The organism is Microbacterium sp. KSW4-4, assembly GCF_023091185.1.
Classification (GTDB): Bacteria; Actinomycetota; Actinomycetes; order Actinomycetales; family Microbacteriaceae; genus Microbacterium; species Microbacterium paraoxydans.
The window spans coordinates 1,761,765-1,782,527 of sequence record NZ_JAHWXJ010000001.1 but is presented as its reverse complement, the minus strand read 5'-3'; the positions used below and the strand labels follow the sequence as shown (position 1 = coordinate 1,782,527).

Here is a 20,763-nt window from a genome sequence, read left to right as displayed (position 1 = left end):
GTCAGTCCAGATCGAAGAGCTCGATCTGACGGAGCGTGACCTCGGCGTCCGCGCGGATGCGGACGGCCGAGGTCACGACCCGCGTCTCCAGAGCGAACGGCGTCGTGCGATCGGGCGCCAGCCCTTCGAGGTGCGTCGCGGTGAGCGGGTGCCAGCGACCGTCGGCCCCCTCCACCTCCCCGCGCAGCACACCGGCCGCGACGGGCCCGCGGCTCGTGACGGTGATGTCGGTGAGTCCGCGGGGTGAGGGGAATCGCCAGCCCACCCACGAGCCTTCCGGCAGCCTGACGCCTTCGTCACCCTGCGGGTCGCCGTCGTCGAACAGGCGCCGCGCCTCGCGGACATCCGCGGAGGCGACGGCCTCTCCCTCTCCGCCCGTGAGGTCGCGGTGCCACGGCTCCGCGTCGAGCGCGTCCTCCCCGCTCTCCAACGCGCGCGCCGGGTCCGTGCCGAACACGAGCTCGAGCACCGTATCTCGCTGGAGTGCGTCGATCGGGAGGTCGGCGGTGGGCAGCCGGCGTCCGTCCAGGCGTGCTTCCTCCAGCACGTGGGCTTCGGGGGAGCTCCGTCGCGAGTGGATGCGCAGCGACGAGCCGTCTCCGCGCGCGACCCGGATGTCGTTCGAGAGCGGCGACCCGATGCGCAGAGACCCCGCAGCGAGCTCCAGGGGATACAGGCCGAGCGCGGCCCAGAGCCACCAGGCGCTCATCTCTCCGTTGTCCTCGTCGCCCGGGAAGCCCTGGCCGATGTGCGCACCGGCGAAGAGGCGGCGCGCGAGGCCGTGCACGAGACCCGCGCTGTGCCACGGCCGGTCGCTGAAGGCGTACATGAAGGGGATGTGGTGGGCCGGCTGATTCGATAGGGCGCACATGCCCGACCGCTGGGCGCGGGCTTCGCGCTGCTCGTGGATGACCGTGCCGTACACACCGCCGAAGCGCTCGTCGGCGGTCTCCGGCTCCGCGAAGAGGGCGTCGAGGTGCCGGCCGAGTCCGGTCCGCCCGCCGTGCAGCGCCGCGAGTCCCGGCCCGTCGTGCACCATGCCGACCGACATGCCCCAGGCGTTCGTCTCGACGTTGTCGCCACCCCAGACCCGAGGATCGAAATCCGGCGCGAACGACCCGTCCGCCGCGCGACCGCGGAAGAATCCGGACGCCGGGTCGAAGAGCACGCGCGCCGCGCGGGAGCGATTCGCGAAGTACCGCGCGAAGGCCCGATAGCGCGCGGCCTGGTCCGCCGCCGCTGATGCCGCGAGTCGGGCGGCGAACCGGCCGAGGGCGGCGTCGCTCACGGCGTTCTCGATGCTCCAGCTCATCCCCTCCGGCACGTCGGACGGGATGAAGCCGAGGAAGCGCCCGCGGCCGATGCCCTTGCGACCCCGTCGCGGATCGGGTCCCGGCTCGCACGCGTGGCGCCACCCGCTCTCGAACGCCGCCTCCCGGTCGAAGGGCACGTCCCAGCGTTCCGCGTCGGCGAAGATCTGGTCGCTCGAGGTGCCGACCATGCTGTCGACGTACCCGGGGGCGCTCCAGCGGGCCATCCAGCCGCCGCGGCGATACTGGGTGAGCTGCCCGTCCAGCAGGCGCCCGGCCAGCGCGGGGTCGAGGAGTGCGAGCGCGGGCCACTCGGTGCGGTACGTGTCCCAGTAGCCGTTGTTGACGACGAGCTCGCCCTCCACGACCGGCGCCCCCGTTGCCGACTCGTCGAAGGCGGTCCGCGCGGCGAACACGTCGGCGAACCGCCACTCCGGCGCGTCCGCGGTGCCCGCGTTCTCCGCCGCCGTGTTCGGATACAGGTGCATCCGGTGGAGTGCGGCGGCGATCCGGGCGCGCTGCTCCTCGTCGGCCAGGCCGCGGAACGGGCGCTCGGCCTCGGGGAGCGGGGGGATCGTCACGCGCCCGAGCAGGCGGTTCCACGCGGTGGCCGCGCGGGCGCGGAGCTCGTCGAAGGGGGCGGCGGGAGGGGCCTCGAGGGCGAGGCTGTGCCGAGCCTGCGCGACGGAGAGGAACGAGACCCCGACCCGCACCTCGACGGCGCCCCCGGCGCGGACGAAGCCCGCGACCCTGGCACGCCCGTCGTCGTCCAGGGCGCCCTTCGCGACGTCCGACGCGCTGTGCACGGTCCCGGCGAAGTAGCAGCGCGGCGCGTTCCCCCAGCCCTCAGGCCCCTCGGGGATCCAGCCCTCGAAGCCGGCGTCCGTGAAGGTGAGTCGGCCGTCGTCCGTGAGCTGGTCGATCACGAACCCCACGGCGGCGTGCGGGTCCTCGCACCGCACGCGGAACGCCGCGGCGTGCGAGGTCGCGGTCATCTCGACCTGCAGCCCATCGCCGAGGTCCGCGGCGTACTCGTGCGGGCGGGCGCGCTCGCTCTCGGGGACGATCCAGCGACGCCGGGCCGCCCTGTCCGACGTCGGCGTTCCCAGGAACGGTATGAGCTGGAGCACCGCGCGATCGCCGATCCACGGGCTGGGCTGGTGCGAGAACTGCAGGGCTTCGAGACGCCGTCCCTGCGGATCGTCGTGCACGAACGGACGATAGGGCCAGCGCGGGTCCGCCGCGTCGGTCGCGGGCGTGACGAAGGTGAAGCCGTGCGGCACGGCGACCGCCGGGATCGTGTTCCCGCGGGAGAAGCGGGGGCCGGAGTGGGAGCCGCGCCGGGTGTCGACCCGCTCGACGGGTGGGAGATCGTCGGGGGCAGGGCGCTCCTCGACGCGGACCTGGACGAAGCCGCTGACCTCGGCGGGCACATCCGGCGTGCTCGCCAGCTCGGCCGTGCCGAGGACGAGCTCGACCGTGCCCGTCCCGGTGCCCCTCCCGACGGCGAGGGGCGCGAGGGCGACGCTGTCGGCGTTCCACTGCTCGGGCATGCTCCACCGGGCGGCGAACTGCCCCTCGGCCGTGAGCGGGAAGTCGTAGCGGTCGCGGACGGCGGCGATGTCGCTCAGCCGGCTGCCGTCGGGGGTCCGCACGTCGACGGCGACCGCGAGCCCGGCCCACGGCGCGAGGGTCGCCGCAGGGCCGTCGGCGTAGAACGCCCAGTGCAGCACGGTGTCCGGCGTGAGGACGATGCCGTCGAGGCTGGGGACGTCGATCCGCTGCGCCCCGCGGGAGGGGTCGAACCTGTACGCGAAGACCGGGCCGGGGAGCACTCCGGCGTTCGCGCGCGACGACGGAGGATCCGCGGGACCGGAGTCCGGGCGGAGCAGCGGCGCGCTCACCCCTTCAGCGCACCCTCCTGCACGCCCTTGAAGAAGAAGCGCTGCGTGAACGAGAACATGATGACGATCGGAACGAGCGCGATCATGGTGCCGGCCGCGATGAGTCGCGGATCGACCGAGAAGCTGCTGTTGAGGTAGGCCATGCCCACGGTCAGGGTGTACTTCGCCGGGTCGGACAGCACGATGAGCGGCCAGAGGTAGTCGTCCCACGCGCCGATGAAGGCGAAGATCGCCACCACCGAGACCATGCCGCGGATGTTCGGCCACACGATGTGCCGGATGCGCTGCCACGTGGTCGCACCGTCGACGGTCGCCGCGTCGAGCACGTCCTTCGGGATCATGCGGCACGCGGTGGCGACGAGCAGCACGTTCATGGCGCTGATCGCTCCCGGGAGGAACACGCCCCACAGGGTATCGGCGAGCCCGAGCGCGCGGATGGTGAGGAAGTTGCTGGTGACCGTGACCTCGCCGGGGAACAGCAGCGTGGACAGCAGGATGCCCATGACGATCCACTTCCCGCGGAAGCGCATGCAGCCCAGGGCGTAGCCGGCGAACGTGGCCAGGATCACGTTGCTGAGCACGGTGCCGAGCGAGACGAGCAGCGAGTGCCAGGCGTAGAGGTAGACGGGGACGATGTCGGCGACCCTCGTGTAGTTCTGCAGCGTCGGATCGCGGGGGATGAGCTCGGGCGGGAAGGAGTAGATGTTCTCCTGCGGTCCCTTGAACGACGTAGAGAGCTGCCAGACGAAGGGGCCGATGACGAGGAAGAGGACGAACAGCAGCAGCGCGTATCGGCCGATGAGTCCGCCGAGCGTGGGCTTGCTGAAGTCTCCGGAGCCGCGGCGGCGGAAGATGCGTTCGCGGCCGGGCCGCGGTGCCTCCTCCACGGGCGGAGTGCTCTCCACCGGGGGCGTCGTCAGAGTCGTCATGCGGAGACCTTCGCCTTCTTCTCGCGGTTCATGAACGCGATCGCCGCGAGCGGCACGAGCGTGAGGAGGAACAGCGCCACGCTGATCGCGGATGCGTAGCCGATGTTGCCGTTCAGGCCCGAGCCCACCTGGCGGATGAGCATCACGAGCGACATGTCGTAGCCGCCGGGGCCGCCCGTGCTCTTGGAGAGCACGTCGAGCTCGGCGAACACGCGCATGGCGGACACCGCGATCAGCACCGCGATGAGGAGCATCGCCCCGCGCACGGACGGGATCGTGACGGAGAGGAAGCGGCGGAAGGAGCTCGCACCGTCGAGCATCGCGGCCTCGTGCAGTTCCTTGCCCACGTTCCCCAGGGCGGCGAGGTACACCACCATGTAGTACCCGAGTCCTTTCCACACCGTGAGCAGGATCGCGCAGCCGAGCAGCAGCCAGCGGTCGACGAGGAAGGCCATCGGCTGATCGATGAGGCCGAGGAACTCCAGTGTCTGGTTGATGATGCCCCGGCTGTCGAACAGCCAGGTCCAGATGAGGGCGACGACGACGACCGAGGCGATGACGGGGAAGTAGAACGTGGTGCGGAAGAACGAGATGCCGGGGAGCTTCTTCTGCACGAGGAGGGCGAGGAGCAGCGGGAGGACCGTGAGCAGCGGCACGCACACGACCACGTAGATGAGGCAGGTGGTCAGCGCGTTCCAGAACATCTCGTCGCCGAACATGCGCTCGTAGTTCGCGCCGCCGACGAACTCCGGGGTCCGCAGGGGGCGGGCGTCCGTGAAGCTGAGGACGACGGTGTTCAGGAACGGCCAGAGCGCGAACACCAGCACCCAGATCACGGCGGGGGCGAGGAGCAGCCACGGGGTGAACCACTTGTGGGATCTCATCGTCGACCTCCGCTTCCGGGTGCCGGTGTCCGCGCGCATGCTCACTGGTCCACGCGGTTCGCGTTGGCGTACTCGACGATCTTGTCGAGCTGCGTCTTGGCGTCGGCCTCGCCGTTCACGGCGAGAGCGATCTGCTGGGTCATGTAGGTGGCCATGTCCGAGGTCCACTGGAACGGCAGCGCCTTGGCGTCCTTCATCGCGCCGAACACGGTGTCGATCGCGGCGAGCTGCTTCTCGTCCGTGACCGAGGAGGCGATGTTCTCGACGACCTGGTCGCCGCCGTCGGCCGTGCCCGGGGCAGTGCCGACCGCGAGGGAGGAGAACGCGACCTGGTTCTCCTCGTTCGTCGCGAACTCGGCGAACGCGAGGGCCGCTTCCTTGTTGTCGGAGTCGGCGGAGACGTTGAGGCCCTGCACGTAGAGCGGGGCGACACCGAGGCGCGGGGTGGCGACGGTGTTCTCCAGCAGTGCCGGGGCGTCCTTCTGCAGATCGGTCGTGAAGCCGGTGCCGCCGGTCGTGAAGGCGACCTTCTCCTGGATGTACGCCTCCGCGTTCCCGCCGTAGTCACCGGTCAGTGCCTCCGCGGGCATCGCGCCCGCCGCGTAGGCGTCGGCGTACTGCTCGATGATCGCGGCGGCCTCGTCGGTGTTGAAGTCGAACTCGCCCTCCTCGTTGATGACCTCCATGCCGGCGGCGGTGAAGGTGTCGAGCGCCGGGATCGAGGAGAGGAGCTGGACCTTGCCGCCGGACTCCGTGGCGACGTCCTTCGCGAGTGTGAGCAGCTCGTCGACCGTCGTCGGGAGGTTCTCCTCGGTGACGCCGTACGGGGCGAGCTGGGCGAGGTTCCACCAGGACGCGTCACTGGAGAGGTACCAGGGCAGGCCGTAGGTGCCCTCGACGCCGGGGTACTGGCTGTACGCGTCCCAGGCCCCGGCGTTGTACGCCGCCTTCAGGTCCGGATCCGCGGTGTCCAGATCGACGAGCTTCCCCGCCGCGACGAGGGGGTAGGCGATGTCCGGCGGCAGGTTGAGCACGTCGGGCAGCGTGTCGGCGTTCGCCTGGCTCAGGATCTTCTCCTGGTAGCCGTCGCCGGGCTGGTCGAGCCACTCGACGGTCACGTCCGGGTGCTCTTCCTCGAAGGCGGCGATGAGGTCTTCGAAGTACGGCGTGAACTTCTCGTTCTTCAGCGACCAGGTCTGGAACTGGATGGTTCCGCTGAGCTCGCCGGAGGTGTCGATGGGGCCGGCGTCGTCGGAGGCGGCGCCCCCTCCGGTGCAGCTCACGAGCGCCAGGGCGCCGATCGTGAAGGTTGCCAGAGCGACAATGCGTGCGGGAACTTTCATCGTGCTTCTTCCTCGAGGCGGGCGATTCGGCGTGGTCCGACGAAGGGACTACAGCGCTTTAGCAGATGAAACCATCCGATCCGGCCGGTGTCAAGGCGTGGCCTATCGAGGCTGATGCTCAAGCGTTATAGTGGTGCGACATGTCCTCGCGGGAGGGCACGGTCCGAAAGGTGCACACATGACGCAGCGCGGCGCTCTCGACGCCCCACTTCGCTTCGGGGCGAACTACACGCCGTCGACGGACTGGATGCACTCCTGGCTCGACTTCACCCCGGACGACGTGCGTCGCGACTTCGCGGCCCTCGCCGCACTCGGCCTCGACCACGTGCGCGTGTTCCCGCTCTGGACCGTCCTGCAGCCCAACCGCACCCTCATCCGGGCGAAGGCGATCGACGACGTGCGCACCATGGTCGACATCGCCGCCGAGTTCGGCCTGGACGCGAGCGTCGATGTCATCCAGGGGCATCTGTCGAGCTTCGACTTCGTCCCGTCCTGGCTGTACACCTGGCACGACCGGAACATGTTCACCGATCCGAGCGCCCTGGACGGCCAGGCGCAGCTCGTGGAGCGGCTGGCCGGCGCGCTGCGGGACGCCCCGAACTTCCTCGGGCTCACGCTCGGCAACGAGACGAATCAGTTCTCGGCGCACACCCATCCCTCGCCGTGGCCGGTCACGACGGATGAGGCCGGCGGGTGGATCGAGGCCCTGCTCGCCGCCGCGGACCGGGGAGCTCCCGGGCTGCCGCACGTGCACAGCGAGTACGACGCGGTCTGGTACATGGACGATCACGGGTTCACGCCGGCGCATGCCTCCCGGCTCGGCGCGATGACGACCATCCACTCCTGGATCTTCAACGGCACCGCCCAGCGCTACGGCGGGCGCTCGATCGCCGCCGACCGCCACGCGGAGTACCTCATCGAGCTGTCCCGCGCGTTCGCGACGGATCCCGCCCGGCCCATCTGGTTGCAGGAGGTGGGTGCCCCCTCGAACTGTCTCGACGAGAGCGAGATGCCCGGGTTCCTCGAGGCCACCGTGCGCTCGGCTCTCCGCACCGAGAACCTCTGGGGTGTGACCTGGTGGTGTTCGCACGACGTGAGCCGGGAGCTCGCCGACTTCCCGGAGCTGGAGTACTCCCTCGGGCTGATCGACCAGGAGGGGGCGGCGAAGCCCCTCGGCCGCCGGTTCGCGGAGCTCATCCCTGAGCTGCGCACCCGCACCGCGGCTCCGGCTCGTCCGACGGCGATCGTGGTGGACGTCGACGAGCAGGAGGTGCCGGTGAGCCGGGCGGCCCTGAGCCCCGGCGGCGCGGTCTTCCAGGCCTGGGTCGATGCCTGCGCCGCGGGCGAGGACCCCGCTCTGGTGACCTCCCGCACCGCACAGGATCCCGCGGCGCTGGAGGCACGCAGCATCCACCGTCTCATCCACCCCGCCCCGTCCGCGTCCGACGTGACGCGCTACGCCTCCGTCAACACCGTCGTCTGAGGCCGAGACCCCGGGTTGTCGTCGACACCCCGGGGTGCGTGCGTCGAGAGCCCGGGGTGTGGGCGGGGAGGCGGGGTCTCAGCGGGGTGGTGGCGCCGTGCTCTCGCGAGCGGTGAGCACCGGGGTCGGGCCCTGGACGCTCGGCAGCGTGGTGCCGGCTTCGATCTGCTGCAGCAGGAGCGTGGCGGCCTGCTCGCCGAGCTCGAACGTGTCGCGGGTCATCGCGGTGATCGACGGGTTGATGAGACCCGCGATGACCGAGTCGTCGAACGACGCGAGGGAGACGTCGCGGGGAACCGCCCGGCCCATCTCCTGGGCGACCCGGAGGCCGGCGACGGCCATCACGTCGTTGTCGTACACGATCGCGGTCGGGCGCTGCCGGCCGGAGAGCAGCGCGCGCGTCACGGCGGAGGCGCGGGCGGGGGAGAAGTCGGTCGTGATGACCTCACCGGAGACGCCGTCCGCCGCCATCCGCTCCAGCACCTCGGCGCGCAGACGGGTGTGCTCCAGTTCAGCCGGACCGGCGACGTAGGCGATGCGCGTGTGACCGAGGGCGGCGAGGTAGGAGAACAGGGTCTCCGCGACGGTGTCGTCGCCGATCCACACGCTGGGCACCGCGCCGTCCGGGGAGGGCTTCGAGCCGATCATGACGGCGCGGGCGTCCAGGGCCGCGATGCGCGCGCCGCGCGGGTCGTCGTCGCGCGGGTCGATGAGGATGATGCCGTCGACCTGATTCGACGACCGCCACTGCCGATGCACCTCCATCTCCTCGTCGATGTCGGCGACGAGGCGGAGTTGCAGACCGACCTTGCTCTCGGAGAGCCGGGACTCGATGCCGGCGATGAGGTCGGTGAAGAAGGCCTCGGAGCCGAGGGAGCGCGCCGGGCGGGCGAGGGCGAACCCGACCGCGTTGGCCCGGGCGCCGACGAGGGCGCGCGCGGCGGAACTCGGCTGCCAGTGGTGCTCCTCGATGATCGAGAGGATGCGCTGCCGCGTCTCCTCGCTCACGCCGGGACGACCGTTGAGGGCGAACGATACGGCGCCGGGGGAGACGCCGGCCATGCGCGCGATATCCGCGATGGTTACGCGTTTCCCCGGGGTCATAGGCATCACCCTACTTGATCGGTTTAGCCTCTCGAAAGCAGCGGAGAACGTGCCGTAGACTCCCGTGCTAGATCGTTTTAGTAACGACACGCATCGAACCCAGTCCCTCACCGTCGAGCCCGGAGAACCCCACCATGCATGACGACACCTCGCTCACCGTCGGCCGCGTCAAGCGGGTCCTCGAAGAGCGCATCCGCCCGGCGATCCACTCGGCCGCGATCCCCCTCACGGTCGAGGCGCACCAGCTCCCCGGAGAGCCCATCGCCCCGGCGGAGGGCCTGGCGCTCTCGTTCACCCCCGCCGCGGTCGGCGAGCTGTGGGGCCCGGCGTGGGGGACGACGTGGTTCAAGCTCACCGGTCGGGTGCCCGCGGAATGGGCAGGCCGCCGGGTCGAGGCGCTGATCGATCTGGGCTTCGACGTGAACATGACGGGGTTCCAGTGCGAGGCCCTCGCCTACCGGCCGGACGGCACGCCGATCAAGAGCATCAACCCGCGCAACCAGTGGGTCCCGATCGCCGAGACCGCCGCGGGTGACGAGGCCGTCGAGCTCTACCTGGAGGGCGCGTCCAACCCCGTCCTCCTCGACTACCACCCCTTCCTGCCGACGCAGGAGGGCGACATCCTCACCTCCTCGAAGGAGCCGCTGTACCGGCTGCGGCGCCTCGACCTCGCGGTGTTCGAGCCCGAGGTGTTCGATCTGTCCCTCGACCTTGAGGTGCTGTTCGAGCTGCAGGCGGAGCTCCCCGCCACGTCGCCGCGCCGCATGCGCATCCTGCAGGCGCTGGACGACGCGCTCGACGTGCTCGACCTGCAGCACATCGTGGAGACCGCCGGTGACGCGCGGGCCCGGCTCGCGGATGTCCTCGCGGCTCCGGCCGAAGCGAGTGCGCACCGGATCTCGGCCGTCGGCCACGCGCACATCGACTCCGCCTGGCTGTGGCCGGTGCGCGAGACGATCCGCAAGGTCGCGCGCACCACCTCGTCCATGACCACGCTCATCGAGGAGCAGCCCGAGTTCCAGTACGGCATGTCGAGCGCGCAGCAGTACGCCTGGATCAAGGAGCACCGTCCCGAGGTGTGGGAGCGGGTCAAGGCCGCGGTCGCCGCCGGACGCTTCCTGCCGCTGGGCGGCATGTGGGTGGAGTCCGACACCGTCATGCCGACGGGGGAGTCGCTCGTGCGGCAGTTCTCGCACGGGCAGCGCTTCTTCGAGCGCGAGTTCGGCATCCGTTCGAAGGGCGTATGGCTGCCGGACAGCTTCGGCTACTCGCCGGCCCTTCCGCAGCTGATGCGCCGTGCCGGGTTCGAGTGGTTCTTCACGCAGAAGATCTCGTGGAACCAGCAGAACGTCTTCCCGCACCACTCCTTCCTCTGGGAGGGCATCGACGGCTCGCAGGTGTTCACGCACTTCCCGTCCATGGACACCTACAACTCGCAGCTGAGCGGCATGGAGGTCGCGAAGGCCTCGCGGCAGTTCAAGGAGAACCGCCGCAGCTCGCGGTCGATCGCCCCGGTCGGCTGGGGTGACGGCGGCGGCGGCACGACGCGCGAGATGACGGGCAAGGCCGAGCGGCTGCGCGACCTCGAGGGCAGCGCGCAGGTGGTGTGGGAGCACCCGGACGTGTTCTTCGACGCCGCCAAGGCCGAGCTGCCGAACCCGGCCGTGTGGGTCGGCGAGCTCTACCTCGAGCTGCACCGCGGCACGCTCACGAGCCAGCACGCCACGAAGGCGCTGCACCGGTGGGCCGAGCACGCGCTCGTGGAGGCCGAGCTGTGGGCCGCGACCGACGCCGTGCGCACCGGCGCCGCGTACCCGCAGGCCGAGCTCGACCGGCTCTGGCAGGCCGTGCTGCTGCATGAGTTCCACGACATCCTGCCCGGAACCTCGATCGCGTGGGTGCACCGCGAGGCCGTCGCCGTGCTGTCCGACGTGCTCTCGGATGCGCGCGACATCGCTGACGCCGCGCGCCGGTCGCTCGCCGGGGAGGGCGACCGCGAGCTGCTGTTCGAGCCGACGTCGGTCGGTCGGGGGCGCGCACTCGGCGCCTCGTGGGTCCCGGAGCCCGTCGAAGGGCCGGTCTCGCTCGTCGAGGACGCTTCGGCAGGCTCAGCGACCCACCCGGGATGGCGGATCGAGAACGATCTCGTGTCCGTGCTCGTCTCGGGCGAGGGCCTGATCGTCTCCGCCGTCGACAAGGCCACGGGGCGGGAGACGGTCGCCGCAGGCAAGGCCGCGAACCTGTTCCAGCTGCACCAGGACTTCCCGAACATGTGGGACGCGTGGGACATCGACCGCTACTACCGCAATAGCGTCGACGACCTCACGGCGGTCTCGTCGATCGAAGCGTCGCTCGTGGACGGTGTCGCGCAGATCGTCGTCGTGCGTCCGTTCTCGGAGTCGACCATCACGCAGACGATCCTTCTCGCGCCGCAGTCGCGCACCGTGCTGCTGCGCAACGACATCGACTGGCACGAGACCGAGAAGCTGCTCAAGCTCGCCTTCCCGCTCGACATCCAGGCGTCGCACACCGAAGCCGAGACGCAGTTCGGCTACCAGGCGCGCGTCACCCACACGAACACGAGCTGGGAGGCGGCGAAGTTCGAGACTTCGATGCACCGCTACGTGCTGGTGCGGGAGCAGGACTTCGGTGCGGCTCTCGTGAACGACTCGATCTACGGGTACGACACGACGCGCGAGGTCGGCGAGGACGGCGTCACCACGACCGTGCGGCTCTCCCTGCTGCGAGCGCCGCGCTTCCCCGACCCGGACACGGATCACGGGCTCCACGAGATCGAGGTCGGCCTCGTGATCGGCGCCGACGCCGCGATCGCCACGGCCGAGGGCATCCGCCTCAACAGCACGCCCACGGTGATCCGCGGGGCGCGCGAGGTCGAGCCGCTGGTGGAGGTGTCGGGCGAGGGGATCGTCGTCTCCGCCGTGAAGCTCGCCGACGACGGTTCCGGCGACGTCATCGTGCGGGTGTACGAGGCGCTCGGGCGCCGGGCGGTCGGCGAGCTGTCGGTCGGCTTCGAGCACCGCGAGGTGCGCGAGGTGAGCCTGATCGAGGACGAGATCGAGGCGCCCCGCCTCGGCGGCGGGCTCCACCTCCGCCCCTTCGAGGTCCGCACCCTCCGCATCGTCCGCTGAGCCCCTCGCCTCCGCGTCGCCGGGCGCTCCGCGCCGGATCAGAAACGCGCCTCCCCGCCCTACGGGAGGCGCGTTTCTCATCCCGCCGGGCGGGATCGGTGCGCGTGCTCGACGGTGCGCATCGCCGCGACGCCGTCGACCAGCGCAGGTCGCTGATCGGGGGCGTCGCGGAAGAAGGAGACGACGGAGGCCACTGCTGCCGGGTCAGACCCCAGGTGATGCGCATCGAGGATCACGGGGGCGCGTCCGGCGATCGAGATCGCCAGCTTCGGCCCGTGTGGGCCGACAGGCGTGGTGGTGCCGATCTCCTCCCAGGAGGCTTCGACCCGGGCGGATCTGCGGACTCCGTGCAGGCCCCTCTCGTCGAGTACGAGACCCAGCGGGTGGCCTTGCGCGAGGACTTCCCGACCGAGGCCGACGAGCGAGACGACGGCGAGCACGTACGGGCCCCATTCGAGAAGCCGACCGCCCATCGTCGGAAGGCCCAGGGCGTGAACGAGGAAGGCCGCCGCTGCGGGAAGCAGGCCCGTCACGGGAACGAGCCACGAGGAGATGCGGACGCCCGTGGACGGCGTGAATCGCAGCGGGCCGCTTGCCTCGATTCGGATCAGGCGTTCGCGCAAGGACCGCACCCAGACCCAGAGCGCGACCGCGAGCATCGCGGCGTAGAGAGCGAGTGCGATCAGGATGAGGCGGAAGCCTGGACGGGTATCCATGATCGCCAGCAGCAGGGGCAGCAGAGGAAGGATGCCGACGAGCCCGAGCGCCGCAGACGGGAAGCGGCCGTTCGGGTGGACCGATCGTGAGCCGCCGACGATGCGCGGGGACCGCGCGACAGTGTTCATCGGCATCCGCATCCGCTGTCAGGCGGGCGGGAGGCGGAGGACGTCGGGCGACTCGCCGCCGGTGAGGTCGTCGGCGATGCGGAGGCTGCGGGCCAGCTCGTCCAGCGCGCCGATGAGCGTGCCGAAGCGTTCCCGGTCGCTGCAGACGGCGGTCAGGGTCACCAGGTGCGTACCGGTGTCCCATGTGTAGGTCGCGAAGGGCGGCGCCGAAGGCGAGGGCGGGGTCGGGACCACGAGTTTCTCGCCGACGCCGAGCCGGGTCGGGAAGGAGGTCGTGTCGTCGTACTCCATCGGCATCGACGCGCGGGCGATCTGGATGTCGGGGGTCAGTGCCTGCACCGTCGCCATCGCCACGACGAGGTCCGGCTCCGCCTTCCACGTCCACGCGAGCACCCGGCCGTCGGCCTTCTTCATGAGCATCGGCGCGGCCTGGCTCATCGCCCAGGCTCCGAACCGCGAACCGGGGCGTTCCGTCGCGCCGACCGCGGCGTTCACCTGGCCGAGCAGCATCCGGATCGCGGCCTTGCGATGCCGGCGTCCCCTCCACCCGAGCGAGTCCGTCACGGGGATCCACAGCTGGGGGTCGGCGTCGGCGTGCAGTCGCATGGCTTCACGGTATCGGCCGAGGCTGAAGGATGCCGGTATGGCTCGGCGTCGGGGACAGGGCCCTCGGGTAGAGTTGCCACCGCCCGACCAGGGCTTCTCCTTGGCCGCCACCCCGTTAGGCATCTCTGTGACCTCCTCCGACGATCCGATCGATGCGTCGCGCGACGCCACCGCCGTACAGCCCCGTCCGCTGAAGATCCTCCTCGGCTGCGACACGTTCGCGCCCGACATCAACGGCGCCGCCCGCTTCGCGGAGCGTCTCGCCGCCGGGCTCGTGCAGCGCGGGCACGAGGTGCACGTCGTCGCCCCCAACCAGGCCTACCGTCGCACCGCGCCCCGCACCGAGGTCATCGAGGGGGAGCCGATGACGCTCCACCGCCTACCCTCCGTGCGCTGGGCCCCGCACGACTGGCTGCGCTTCGTGTGGCCGTGGCGCTCCAAGCACTACGCCCGGAAGGTGCTCGACGCCGTGCAGCCCGACGTCGTGCACATCCAGTCCCACATCGTGATCGGGCGTGGACTCGCGCGCATCGCGAAGCAGCGCGGCATCCCGGTCATCGCGACGAACCACGTCATGGCCGAGAACATCCTCGACCACACGACCATGCCGAAGTTCGTCGACGACCTGGTGCTCAAGTTCGCCTGGGCCGACGCGAAGCGCACCTTCGACCTGACGCGGGCGATCACCACGCCGACGCGTCGGGCCGCCGACTTCCTGGAGAAGACGGTCGAGGTGCGCGGCGTCATCCCGGTGAGCTGCGGCATCGACCGCTCCCAGTACACCCCGGTCATCGCCCCGCGCGAGGAGAACCGGCTCGTGTTCGTGGGCCGGCTGACGGCGGAGAAGCAGGTCGAGGTCATCCTCAAGGCGATGACCAAGCTCGACCCGGCGCTGCACACGACGTTCGACATCGTCGGCGGCGGAGACCAGCGCAAGCAGCTCGAGCACCTGACGGCACAGCTCGGGCTGTCGGACCGGGTCACCTTCCACGGCCGGACCACCGACGAGGAGCTGCGGGCGCTGTTGTCCCGTGCGAGCCTCTTCGTCATCGCGTCGATCGCCGAGCTGCAGTCCATCGCGACGATGGAGGCGATGGCATCGGCGTTGCCGATCGTCGCCGCGGACGCCGTCGCCCTGCCGCACCTCGTGCACGACGGCGAGAACGGCCACCTCTTCACGCCGGGAGACGTCGACGACCTCGCCGCGAAGCTGACCGCCGTGCTGACCGCCTCCCCCGGCGAGTACGAGCGGATGCAGAAGGCGTCCCTCGACGGTGTGGCCATCCACGACATCAACCGCACGCTCGACACCTTCGAGGCGCTGTACCGCGACGAGCCGCTGCCCGAGTGACGCGGATGCACGTCGTCTTCTTCGCCGATCAGCACCTCGACTCCCTCGGCGGGGCGCAGGTGTCGATGCGGCTGCAGCGGACGTTCCTGGAGCGCGCCGGGCACACCGTGACAGTCGTCGCGCCCCGTATGCACGCACGGCGCGACGACGCCGCACCATCCGAGGGGAACGTCGACCTTCCGTCGCTGCCGATCACCCTCGATCGGGAGTACGCGATGACCTGGCCGGGGCGGGCGACCGATCGGACTCTCGACCGGGCCATGGCGCACCGCCCGCCCGTCGACCTCGTCCACGTGCAGGCCGACTTCTGGGGCGCCTTCATCGGCCACCGCTTCGCCGCCCGGCACGGAATCCCGGTCGTGCACACGATGCACAACCGCGTCGATGTCGGGCTGGCCGCAGTCACCCCGCTGCACCGGCCCGTGCTCGCCGTGCTCAACCTCTGGCGCCGCGCTGCCCTCCGCGGCATCGGCATGCCGGTCGGCGGCAGCGACGGGTGGTCGTACCTCCGCGGTCTCGCGGCGAGCGCCGCCGCCGTCACGGCCCCGTCAGGGCACTTCGCGCGACGCCTGGAGCAGAACGGCGTCGCCCGCGTCGTCGACGTCGTGTGGAACGGCATCGACGATGACGTCCGTGCGCAGACCCTCACGGCGGCCCCCGCTGAGCGGACGCCGGGGCGCCCGCGCTTCGTCTGGCTCGGGCGGATGAGCCCGGAGAAGCGCCTGCTTCCGTTCCTCCAGGCCTGGGTCGACGCGGGCATCGACGCCGAGCTCGAGGTGATCGGCGGCGGCGGACAGCGCGCCGCGGCCGAACGCATCGTCGCGGGGCGCGCGGACGTACGGTTCGCCGGCCGGCTCTCGTATGCGCAGACGCTGGAGCGGATCGCCGCCGCCGATGCGCTCGTGCAGACGTCCATCGGGTTCGAGACCCAGGGCATGACGCCGTTCGAGGCGGCCACCCTCGGCACGCCCTCCGTCGTGTGCGACCCCGACATCGCCGCGGAACTCCAGGGCGGGCTCTGGGCGGTGCCGACGACGGATCCGCACGCTCGCGGACGAGCCGTCGAGGCGCAACGGATCGAGGCCCTCGCCGCGACGCTGCGGCAGGCAGCCGCGGACATCGCGGACGGGACCGCGCCGCGGCCGGCGCCCGCCGTGGCGGACGCCTTCCGGCAGTCGTCGCGGACGGCCGCCATGATCGAGGTCTACGAGCGGGTGCTCCCGCGATCCTGAGCGGTCACAGGAACCCGTAGAAGGTCGACGAGAGCCAGCTCAGCACGATCGTCAGCAGACCGGCGCCCGAGATGCCGATGGCGATCCCGGCGAGCAGCCGCGGACCCGGGCGTCGCGCCGCGATGAGGCCGAGCACGAGCGCAGCCCCGTAGCCGAGGAAGGTGAGGATCCCCGACGCCCCCTCGATCAGGCCGATCAGGCTGTAGGTCCGGTCCGACATGTAGACGAACGGCCGCGCGAGGATGAGGAACACGTCGATCGCGAGGGTCACCAGCGCGACGATGAAGGCGGCGCGCCCGAGGCCGTTGCCGGATGTGCTCGGGGCCGGTGCGCCATAGGGCGGGATGCCGGCGGATCCGGGGACGAATCCCGGTGCGGTCGGTGACGGCTGCGGTATCGCGGTGGGGGAGGCCTGCGGGGTGGCGGTGGGGAAGACATGACCCCCGCCGAGGCCGGGGGCGTACGGCGCTCCCGGTGCGGGGGCCTGCGCGCCGGGGTACTGCGGCTCCGCCGGGAGCGACGGAGGGGTCGGGGTCGCGGCCGGGTCGACGGCGCCGTCGCGCGAGGGCTGTCCGGGCTGCTGGGGGTCGCTCATGACCCGAGCGTAGCCCTCCTCGCGGATTGTCGGCAGGTCAGCGGTAGACGTGGCCGGGGTCGGCCTGCGACAGGGCGTCCTGACCGGCGACGCGGCTCCAGTCGGTGGGGGTCGGGCGGTAGCCGTCGCGCCGCAGTTCGACGAAGGTGGCGACGACCGCCCAGATGACGAGGGCGAGGAGGAGGATGGGGAGTACCATGGCAGAAAAGCTACGCTCGGTGTGATGCTGCCACGAGTGGCGGATCGGGCACTGTGCGTAGGAAAACTGCCATTCCGGGAGCTGTGATGAAGACCGTTGCGTGCGTGGTGCAGGACGGCTTCGCGCCGTTCGAGTTCGGGGTCGCCTGCGAGGCGTTCGGCCTCGACCGATCGGCCGACGGGGTGCCGAACTTCGACTTCCGCATCGTCGCCCCGCGGCCCGGGGTCGTGCGCTCCAAGATCGGCTTCTCCATCAACGTGGAACACGATCTGTCCTTCGCCGCGGAGGCCGACCTCGTCGTGTTCTGCCCGGTGCCGCGCGAGGTCTGGGGCGACATCGACCCGCTCCTCGTCGACCTGGCCCGCGAGGCCGTGGCGCGCGGCGCCTGGGTCATGAGCGTGTGCAGCGGGTCGTTCATCCTCGCCGCGGCCGGAGTGCTGGACGGGCGGCGGGCGACGACGCACTGGATGTACGCGCACACGATGGCCGACATGTACCCCGCCGTCGACATTGATCCGGACGTGCTCTTCGTCCAGGACGGCCGCATCATCACCAGCGCGGGCACCGCCGCGGGCATCGACGCCTGCCTGCACCTGCTGCGACAGGAGCTCGGGGCGGAGATCACCAACCGGATCGCGCGTCGGATGGTCGTGCCGCCGCAACGGGACGGGGGTCAGGCGCAGTTCATCGATCGCCCCATCCCGGTCGCGCCCACGGATTCGCTCGCCGTGGTGGCCGACTGGGCGGTGGAGAACCTCCGCGAAGACCTGACGGTCGACCAGCTCGCAGCGCGGGCACTCATGTCGCCGCGGACCTTCGCGCGCCGCTTCAAGGCCGAGTACGGGGCGACCCCTGCGGCGTGGCTCGGCCGGCAGCGGATCATCCAGGCCCAGCGCCTCCTCGAGCGCACCGATCTTCCGCTCGAACACATCGCGACGGACTGCGGCTTCGGTTCCGCGGCCGTCCTCCGGCAGAACTTCGCCCGCGTGCTGGGCGTGACTCCCACCGCCTACCGCGCCCGCTTCTCCTGCGCCGACGCCCTCCCCGCCGCCTGACCCCGCCCTTCCCTCGGCGGTGCGGGATCAGTTTCGTGCCCCGTCTCCACGCATCCGGCCCACTTTCCATCCCGCCATGGTCCCCCCTACCCGCCCCCGCAGTCGTGCGGGATCGAAAACGTGCGCGAGCGCCCCGCGTCCGGGGCGTTTTCCGTCCCGCTCCCCCCGTCGGCCTCGCTACCGTCCCCCGCTATCGTGCGGGATCGAGAACGCGCGGCACCTGGCCGGATCGGGAGCGTTTACCGTCCCGCATCAGTGCCTCGTCGGTTGGTCGGTTGTCCTCCCGCGCGGGATTAGTAGCGTGCGCCAATGAGCCCCGTCTGGAGCTCTTCCCCGTCCCGCTCATCCCGTGTTCCCCCCCCCGCTGCCGTGCGGGATCGAAAACGCGCACGAGCGCACTGCGTCCGGAGCGTTTACCGTCCCGCATCAGGCCGAGCGGTCTCGCGACAGGCCCCGGCATTCTGGTCCAGCCCCGCCCGGCGGGCATCGCCCCCCAAGCTCCGCAGCGGATCTCGTCCCACCGAGGGCGGGCTCGCCCGCATCGGTGCGGGATCAGGAAGGCCCCGCGGGATGGACGGCCGGGTGCGTTTTCGATCCTGCGCGGGAAGCGGCGGGCCGGGCGGGATCAGAAAGGGGCCGCGGGCGGAGGGCGGGGGCGCGGTTTTGATCCCGCGGCGCGAGCGGTGGAGGGGTGGAGAGGTGGAGAGGGAAAGAGGGGGGTCAGTGCCAGTGGGCGGGGGAGGGGAGGGTGACGTCGCGGACGTCGACCCCGGCGGGCGTGATCGTGGCGACCGCGTAGAGGAGGGACTGCGTCGGGTACCCGTGCGGGCGGTTGTCGCGGATGATGGCGCGGTCGTCTTCCGGGGGCAGGGTCGCCGAGGATCCGAGGAGCGCGGTCCACTCGGTCGCCCAGTCGGCGCTCGCCGCGGCGGGCCCGAGCGCCCGGAACTCCGGGAGCCACGCGGCGATGCGCGGGGTCTCCTCGTCGTCGAGGTCGTCGTGGGCGATCATGTGTGTTCCGGGCTCGATCGGGGTCTCCCGCAACTCGGCACCGTCCCACGAGAGCACTCGCGCGCCCTCCGGGCCGACTTCGAGCAGATTGAAGCCGTGCATCGGCGGGGCTCCCTGCGGAGAACGCCCGGTGACCGCGGCGAGCGGAAGGGTGCCGCGGGAGACGGCCGCGGTCGCGGAGAGGTCCTGCACGTCGGCGCGGTTGAGGAGCACGGCGAGGCGTCGTTCGACGGGGTTCACGGCGAGCCAGGCCCCACCGGCGCGGCGGTCGCGGATGCCGATCACCCCCGGATACTCCTCGGGCCACCACGCGCCCAGGGCGTCCCACTCCCGGGTCGGGTCCTCGTCGCGGACGGCCAGCAGCCGCGCGGAACCCGCGGCCTCGACATCGATCACCACCGTGCACACGCCTCCGAGTCTAGGTCGGCCGGGACGGGCGGGGACGGATCCGCACGCGACGGCCCGGGCGTCCGGACCCTGGGGCAGAATCGAGGCGTGAACATCGTCGTGGGAGTCACGGGCGGCATCGCCGCGTACAAGACGGTGCACCTCGTGCGCCTGCTCACCAAGGCCGGTCATGACGTGACCGTCGTGCCCACGGAGGATGCGCTGCGCTTCGTGGGCCTGCCGACCTGGGAGGCGCTGAGCCGGCACCCGGTGACGACGAGCGTGCACGAGGATGTCGCCCGCGTGCGGCACGTCGCGCTGGGGCAGGGGGCGGACCTCGTCGTGGTCGCCCCGGCGACGGCGAACTCCCTCGCGAAGATGGCCGCGGGCCTCGCCGACGACCTCCTCGGCACGACGCTGCTCGCGACCGAGGCGCCCGTGCTCGTCGCCCCCGCGATGCACGCGGAGATGTGGCGGAACCCCGCCACGCAGGCGAACATGGCCACGCTCCGGGACCGCGGCGTGCACGTGGTCGGCCCCGCCGACGGCGAACTGGCCGGCGGCGACAGCGGCCCCGGTCGCATGGTCGAGCCCGAGGAGATCCTCGCCGCCGTCCAGGCGCTGCTGGCCCCGGGCGACCTCGCAGGCGTGCGGGTCGTCGTCTCGGCGGGCGGCACGCGGGAGCCCATCGATCCGGTGCGCTTCCTCGGCAACCGGAGCAGCGGCCGCCAGGGGGTCGCGCTCGCGGCGGAGGCGGCGGCGCGCGGCGCGGAGGTGGTGCTCGTCGCGGCGAACGTCTCCGGGGACGTGCTCGCGGAGGCCCGCCACCCGCACATCCGGATCGTGCGGGTCGGCACAGCCGCCGAGCTGTCCGCGGCGATGAAGGAGGAGGCGGCGACGGCCGACGTCGTGTTGATGGCGGCGGCGGTGGCCGACTACCGTCCGGTCGAGGTCTCCGCCCGCAAGCTCACCAAGGACCGTGGCGGCGTCGGCACGATCGAACTCGTCGAGAACGAGGACATCGTCGCCGCGATCGTCGACATCCGGCGGGAAGGGCAGCTCATCGTCGCGTTCGCGGCGGAGACCCCGGAGGACGAGGCCGAGCTGCTCGCCCGTGCCCGCGGCAAGCAGGAGCGCAAGGGGGTCGACCTGCTGGTGGTGAACGAGGTCGGCTGGGAGCAGGGTTTCGAGCGTGGCGAGAACGCCGTGCACATCCTCGGTCGCGGAGGGGCCCTGGCGCGGACCGCGGCCGGGACCAAGCGCGAGGTGGCGGCGGCCGTCTGGGACGAGGTCGCCCGCGAGAGGTGAGAGGTGGTGGAGCCGCGCACCACCGAATGCTAAACTTGAGTCAACCAAACTCAACTTTCAGAAGGAGC

The 20,763-nt window shown here is 71.3% G+C and carries 16 protein-coding genes; 6 read left to right on the top strand and 10 right to left on the bottom strand.

Translation table 11 applies throughout. From position 1 onward, the window contains the following. Position 1: 1 nt before the first annotated feature. From KZC57_RS08870 to KZC57_RS08855, 4 genes are read right to left on the bottom strand one after another with little or no spacing between them, the layout of a single operon-like run. Complete coding sequence (locus tag KZC57_RS08870) at positions 2 to 3,214, bottom strand: GH92 family glycosyl hydrolase (protein WP_247641528.1); 3,213 nt, start codon at positions 3,212 to 3,214, stop codon at positions 2 to 4. Beyond that, positions 3,211 to 4,143 carry a carbohydrate ABC transporter permease gene (locus KZC57_RS08865; protein WP_060922287.1) on the bottom strand — a complete coding sequence of 311 codons (933 nt, stop codon included), beginning with the start codon at positions 4,141 to 4,143 and terminating at the stop codon, positions 3,211 to 3,213. The genes KZC57_RS08870 and KZC57_RS08865 overlap by 4 nt, the downstream gene beginning before the upstream one ends. Continuing rightward, a complete protein-coding gene (locus KZC57_RS08860) occupies positions 4,140 to 5,027 on the bottom strand; it encodes a carbohydrate ABC transporter permease (RefSeq protein WP_060922295.1) in 888 nt (295 codons plus the stop codon). Before KZC57_RS08860 ends, KZC57_RS08865 begins: the two co-directional genes overlap by 4 nt. 41 nt (positions 5,028 to 5,068) lie before the next feature. Continuing rightward, complete coding sequence (locus KZC57_RS08855) at positions 5,069 to 6,370, bottom strand: ABC transporter substrate-binding protein (RefSeq protein ID WP_060922286.1); 1,302 nt, start codon at positions 6,368 to 6,370, stop codon at positions 5,069 to 5,071. 178 nt (positions 6,371 to 6,548) lie between these two features. Between KZC57_RS08855 and KZC57_RS08850 the strand changes: the two genes are divergently transcribed. Further along, positions 6,549 to 7,853 carry a glycosyl hydrolase gene (locus KZC57_RS08850; RefSeq protein WP_247641527.1) on the top strand — a complete coding sequence of 435 codons (1,305 nt, stop codon included), beginning with the start codon at positions 6,549 to 6,551 and terminating at the stop codon, positions 7,851 to 7,853. 78 nt (positions 7,854 to 7,931) lie between these two features. Here the strand turns inward: KZC57_RS08850 and KZC57_RS08845 are convergent, their stop codons facing one another. Next, positions 7,932 to 8,957: a LacI family DNA-binding transcriptional regulator gene (locus KZC57_RS08845; RefSeq protein ID WP_247641526.1), complete on the bottom strand. Its 1,026-nt coding sequence runs from the start codon at positions 8,955 to 8,957 to the stop codon at positions 7,932 to 7,934. Between the two features lie 134 nt (positions 8,958 to 9,091). Between KZC57_RS08845 and KZC57_RS08840 the strand changes: the two genes are divergently transcribed. Next, a complete protein-coding gene (locus KZC57_RS08840) occupies positions 9,092 to 12,106 on the top strand; it encodes a glycoside hydrolase family 38 C-terminal domain-containing protein (protein ID WP_247641525.1) in 3,015 nt (1,004 codons plus the stop codon). 77 nt (positions 12,107 to 12,183) lie between these two features. On the opposite strand, the gene KZC57_RS08835 is transcribed toward KZC57_RS08840, so the two are convergent. Continuing rightward, a complete protein-coding gene (locus tag KZC57_RS08835) occupies positions 12,184 to 12,951 on the bottom strand; it encodes a hypothetical protein (protein ID WP_247641524.1) in 768 nt (255 codons plus the stop codon). 18 nt (positions 12,952 to 12,969) lie between these two features. Next, positions 12,970 to 13,557, bottom strand: a complete 588-nt coding sequence (locus KZC57_RS08830; RefSeq protein WP_247641523.1) for a hypothetical protein — start codon at positions 13,555 to 13,557, stop codon at positions 12,970 to 12,972. Positions 13,558 to 13,678: 121 nt separating this feature from the next. On the opposite strand from KZC57_RS08830, the gene KZC57_RS08825 reads away from it, so the two are divergent. Further along, on the top strand, positions 13,679 to 14,908 hold the full coding sequence (locus KZC57_RS08825; RefSeq protein WP_247641618.1) for a glycosyltransferase: 1,230 nt from the start codon (positions 13,679 to 13,681) through the stop codon (positions 14,906 to 14,908). A 5-nt stretch (positions 14,909 to 14,913) separates the two neighbouring features. Then, entirely contained in the window at positions 14,914 to 16,140 is a 1,227-nt protein-coding gene (locus KZC57_RS08820; RefSeq protein ID WP_247641617.1) for a glycosyltransferase, read from the top strand. Between the two features lie 4 nt (positions 16,141 to 16,144). Here the strand turns inward: KZC57_RS08820 and KZC57_RS08815 are convergent, their stop codons facing one another. Both KZC57_RS08815 and KZC57_RS08810 read right to left on the bottom strand, forming a co-directional pair. Further along, positions 16,145 to 16,735: a hypothetical protein gene (locus KZC57_RS08815; protein ID WP_060923595.1), complete on the bottom strand. Its 591-nt coding sequence runs from the start codon at positions 16,733 to 16,735 to the stop codon at positions 16,145 to 16,147. A 37-nt stretch (positions 16,736 to 16,772) separates the two neighbouring features. Beyond that, positions 16,773 to 16,934, bottom strand: coding sequence for a hypothetical protein (locus KZC57_RS08810; protein ID WP_167627839.1), 162 nt, complete (start codon positions 16,932 to 16,934; stop codon positions 16,773 to 16,775). Positions 16,935 to 17,020: 86 nt separating this feature from the next. Here KZC57_RS08810 and KZC57_RS08805 point away from each other — a divergent pair, with 86 nt between their 5' ends. Next, a complete protein-coding gene (locus KZC57_RS08805) occupies positions 17,021 to 17,989 on the top strand; it encodes a GlxA family transcriptional regulator (RefSeq protein ID WP_060923594.1) in 969 nt (322 codons plus the stop codon). A 720-nt stretch (positions 17,990 to 18,709) separates the two neighbouring features. Here the strand turns inward: KZC57_RS08805 and KZC57_RS08800 are convergent. Further along, a complete protein-coding gene (locus tag KZC57_RS08800; protein WP_247641522.1) occupies positions 18,710 to 19,408 on the bottom strand; it encodes an NRDE family protein in 699 nt (232 codons plus the stop codon). Between the two features lie 87 nt (positions 19,409 to 19,495). Between KZC57_RS08800 and coaBC the strand changes: the two genes are divergently transcribed. Continuing rightward, positions 19,496 to 20,695, top strand: a complete 1,200-nt coding sequence (gene coaBC, locus KZC57_RS08795) for a bifunctional phosphopantothenoylcysteine decarboxylase/phosphopantothenate--cysteine ligase CoaBC (RefSeq protein WP_247641521.1) — start codon at positions 19,496 to 19,498, stop codon at positions 20,693 to 20,695. Positions 20,696 to 20,763 lie beyond the last annotated feature (68 nt).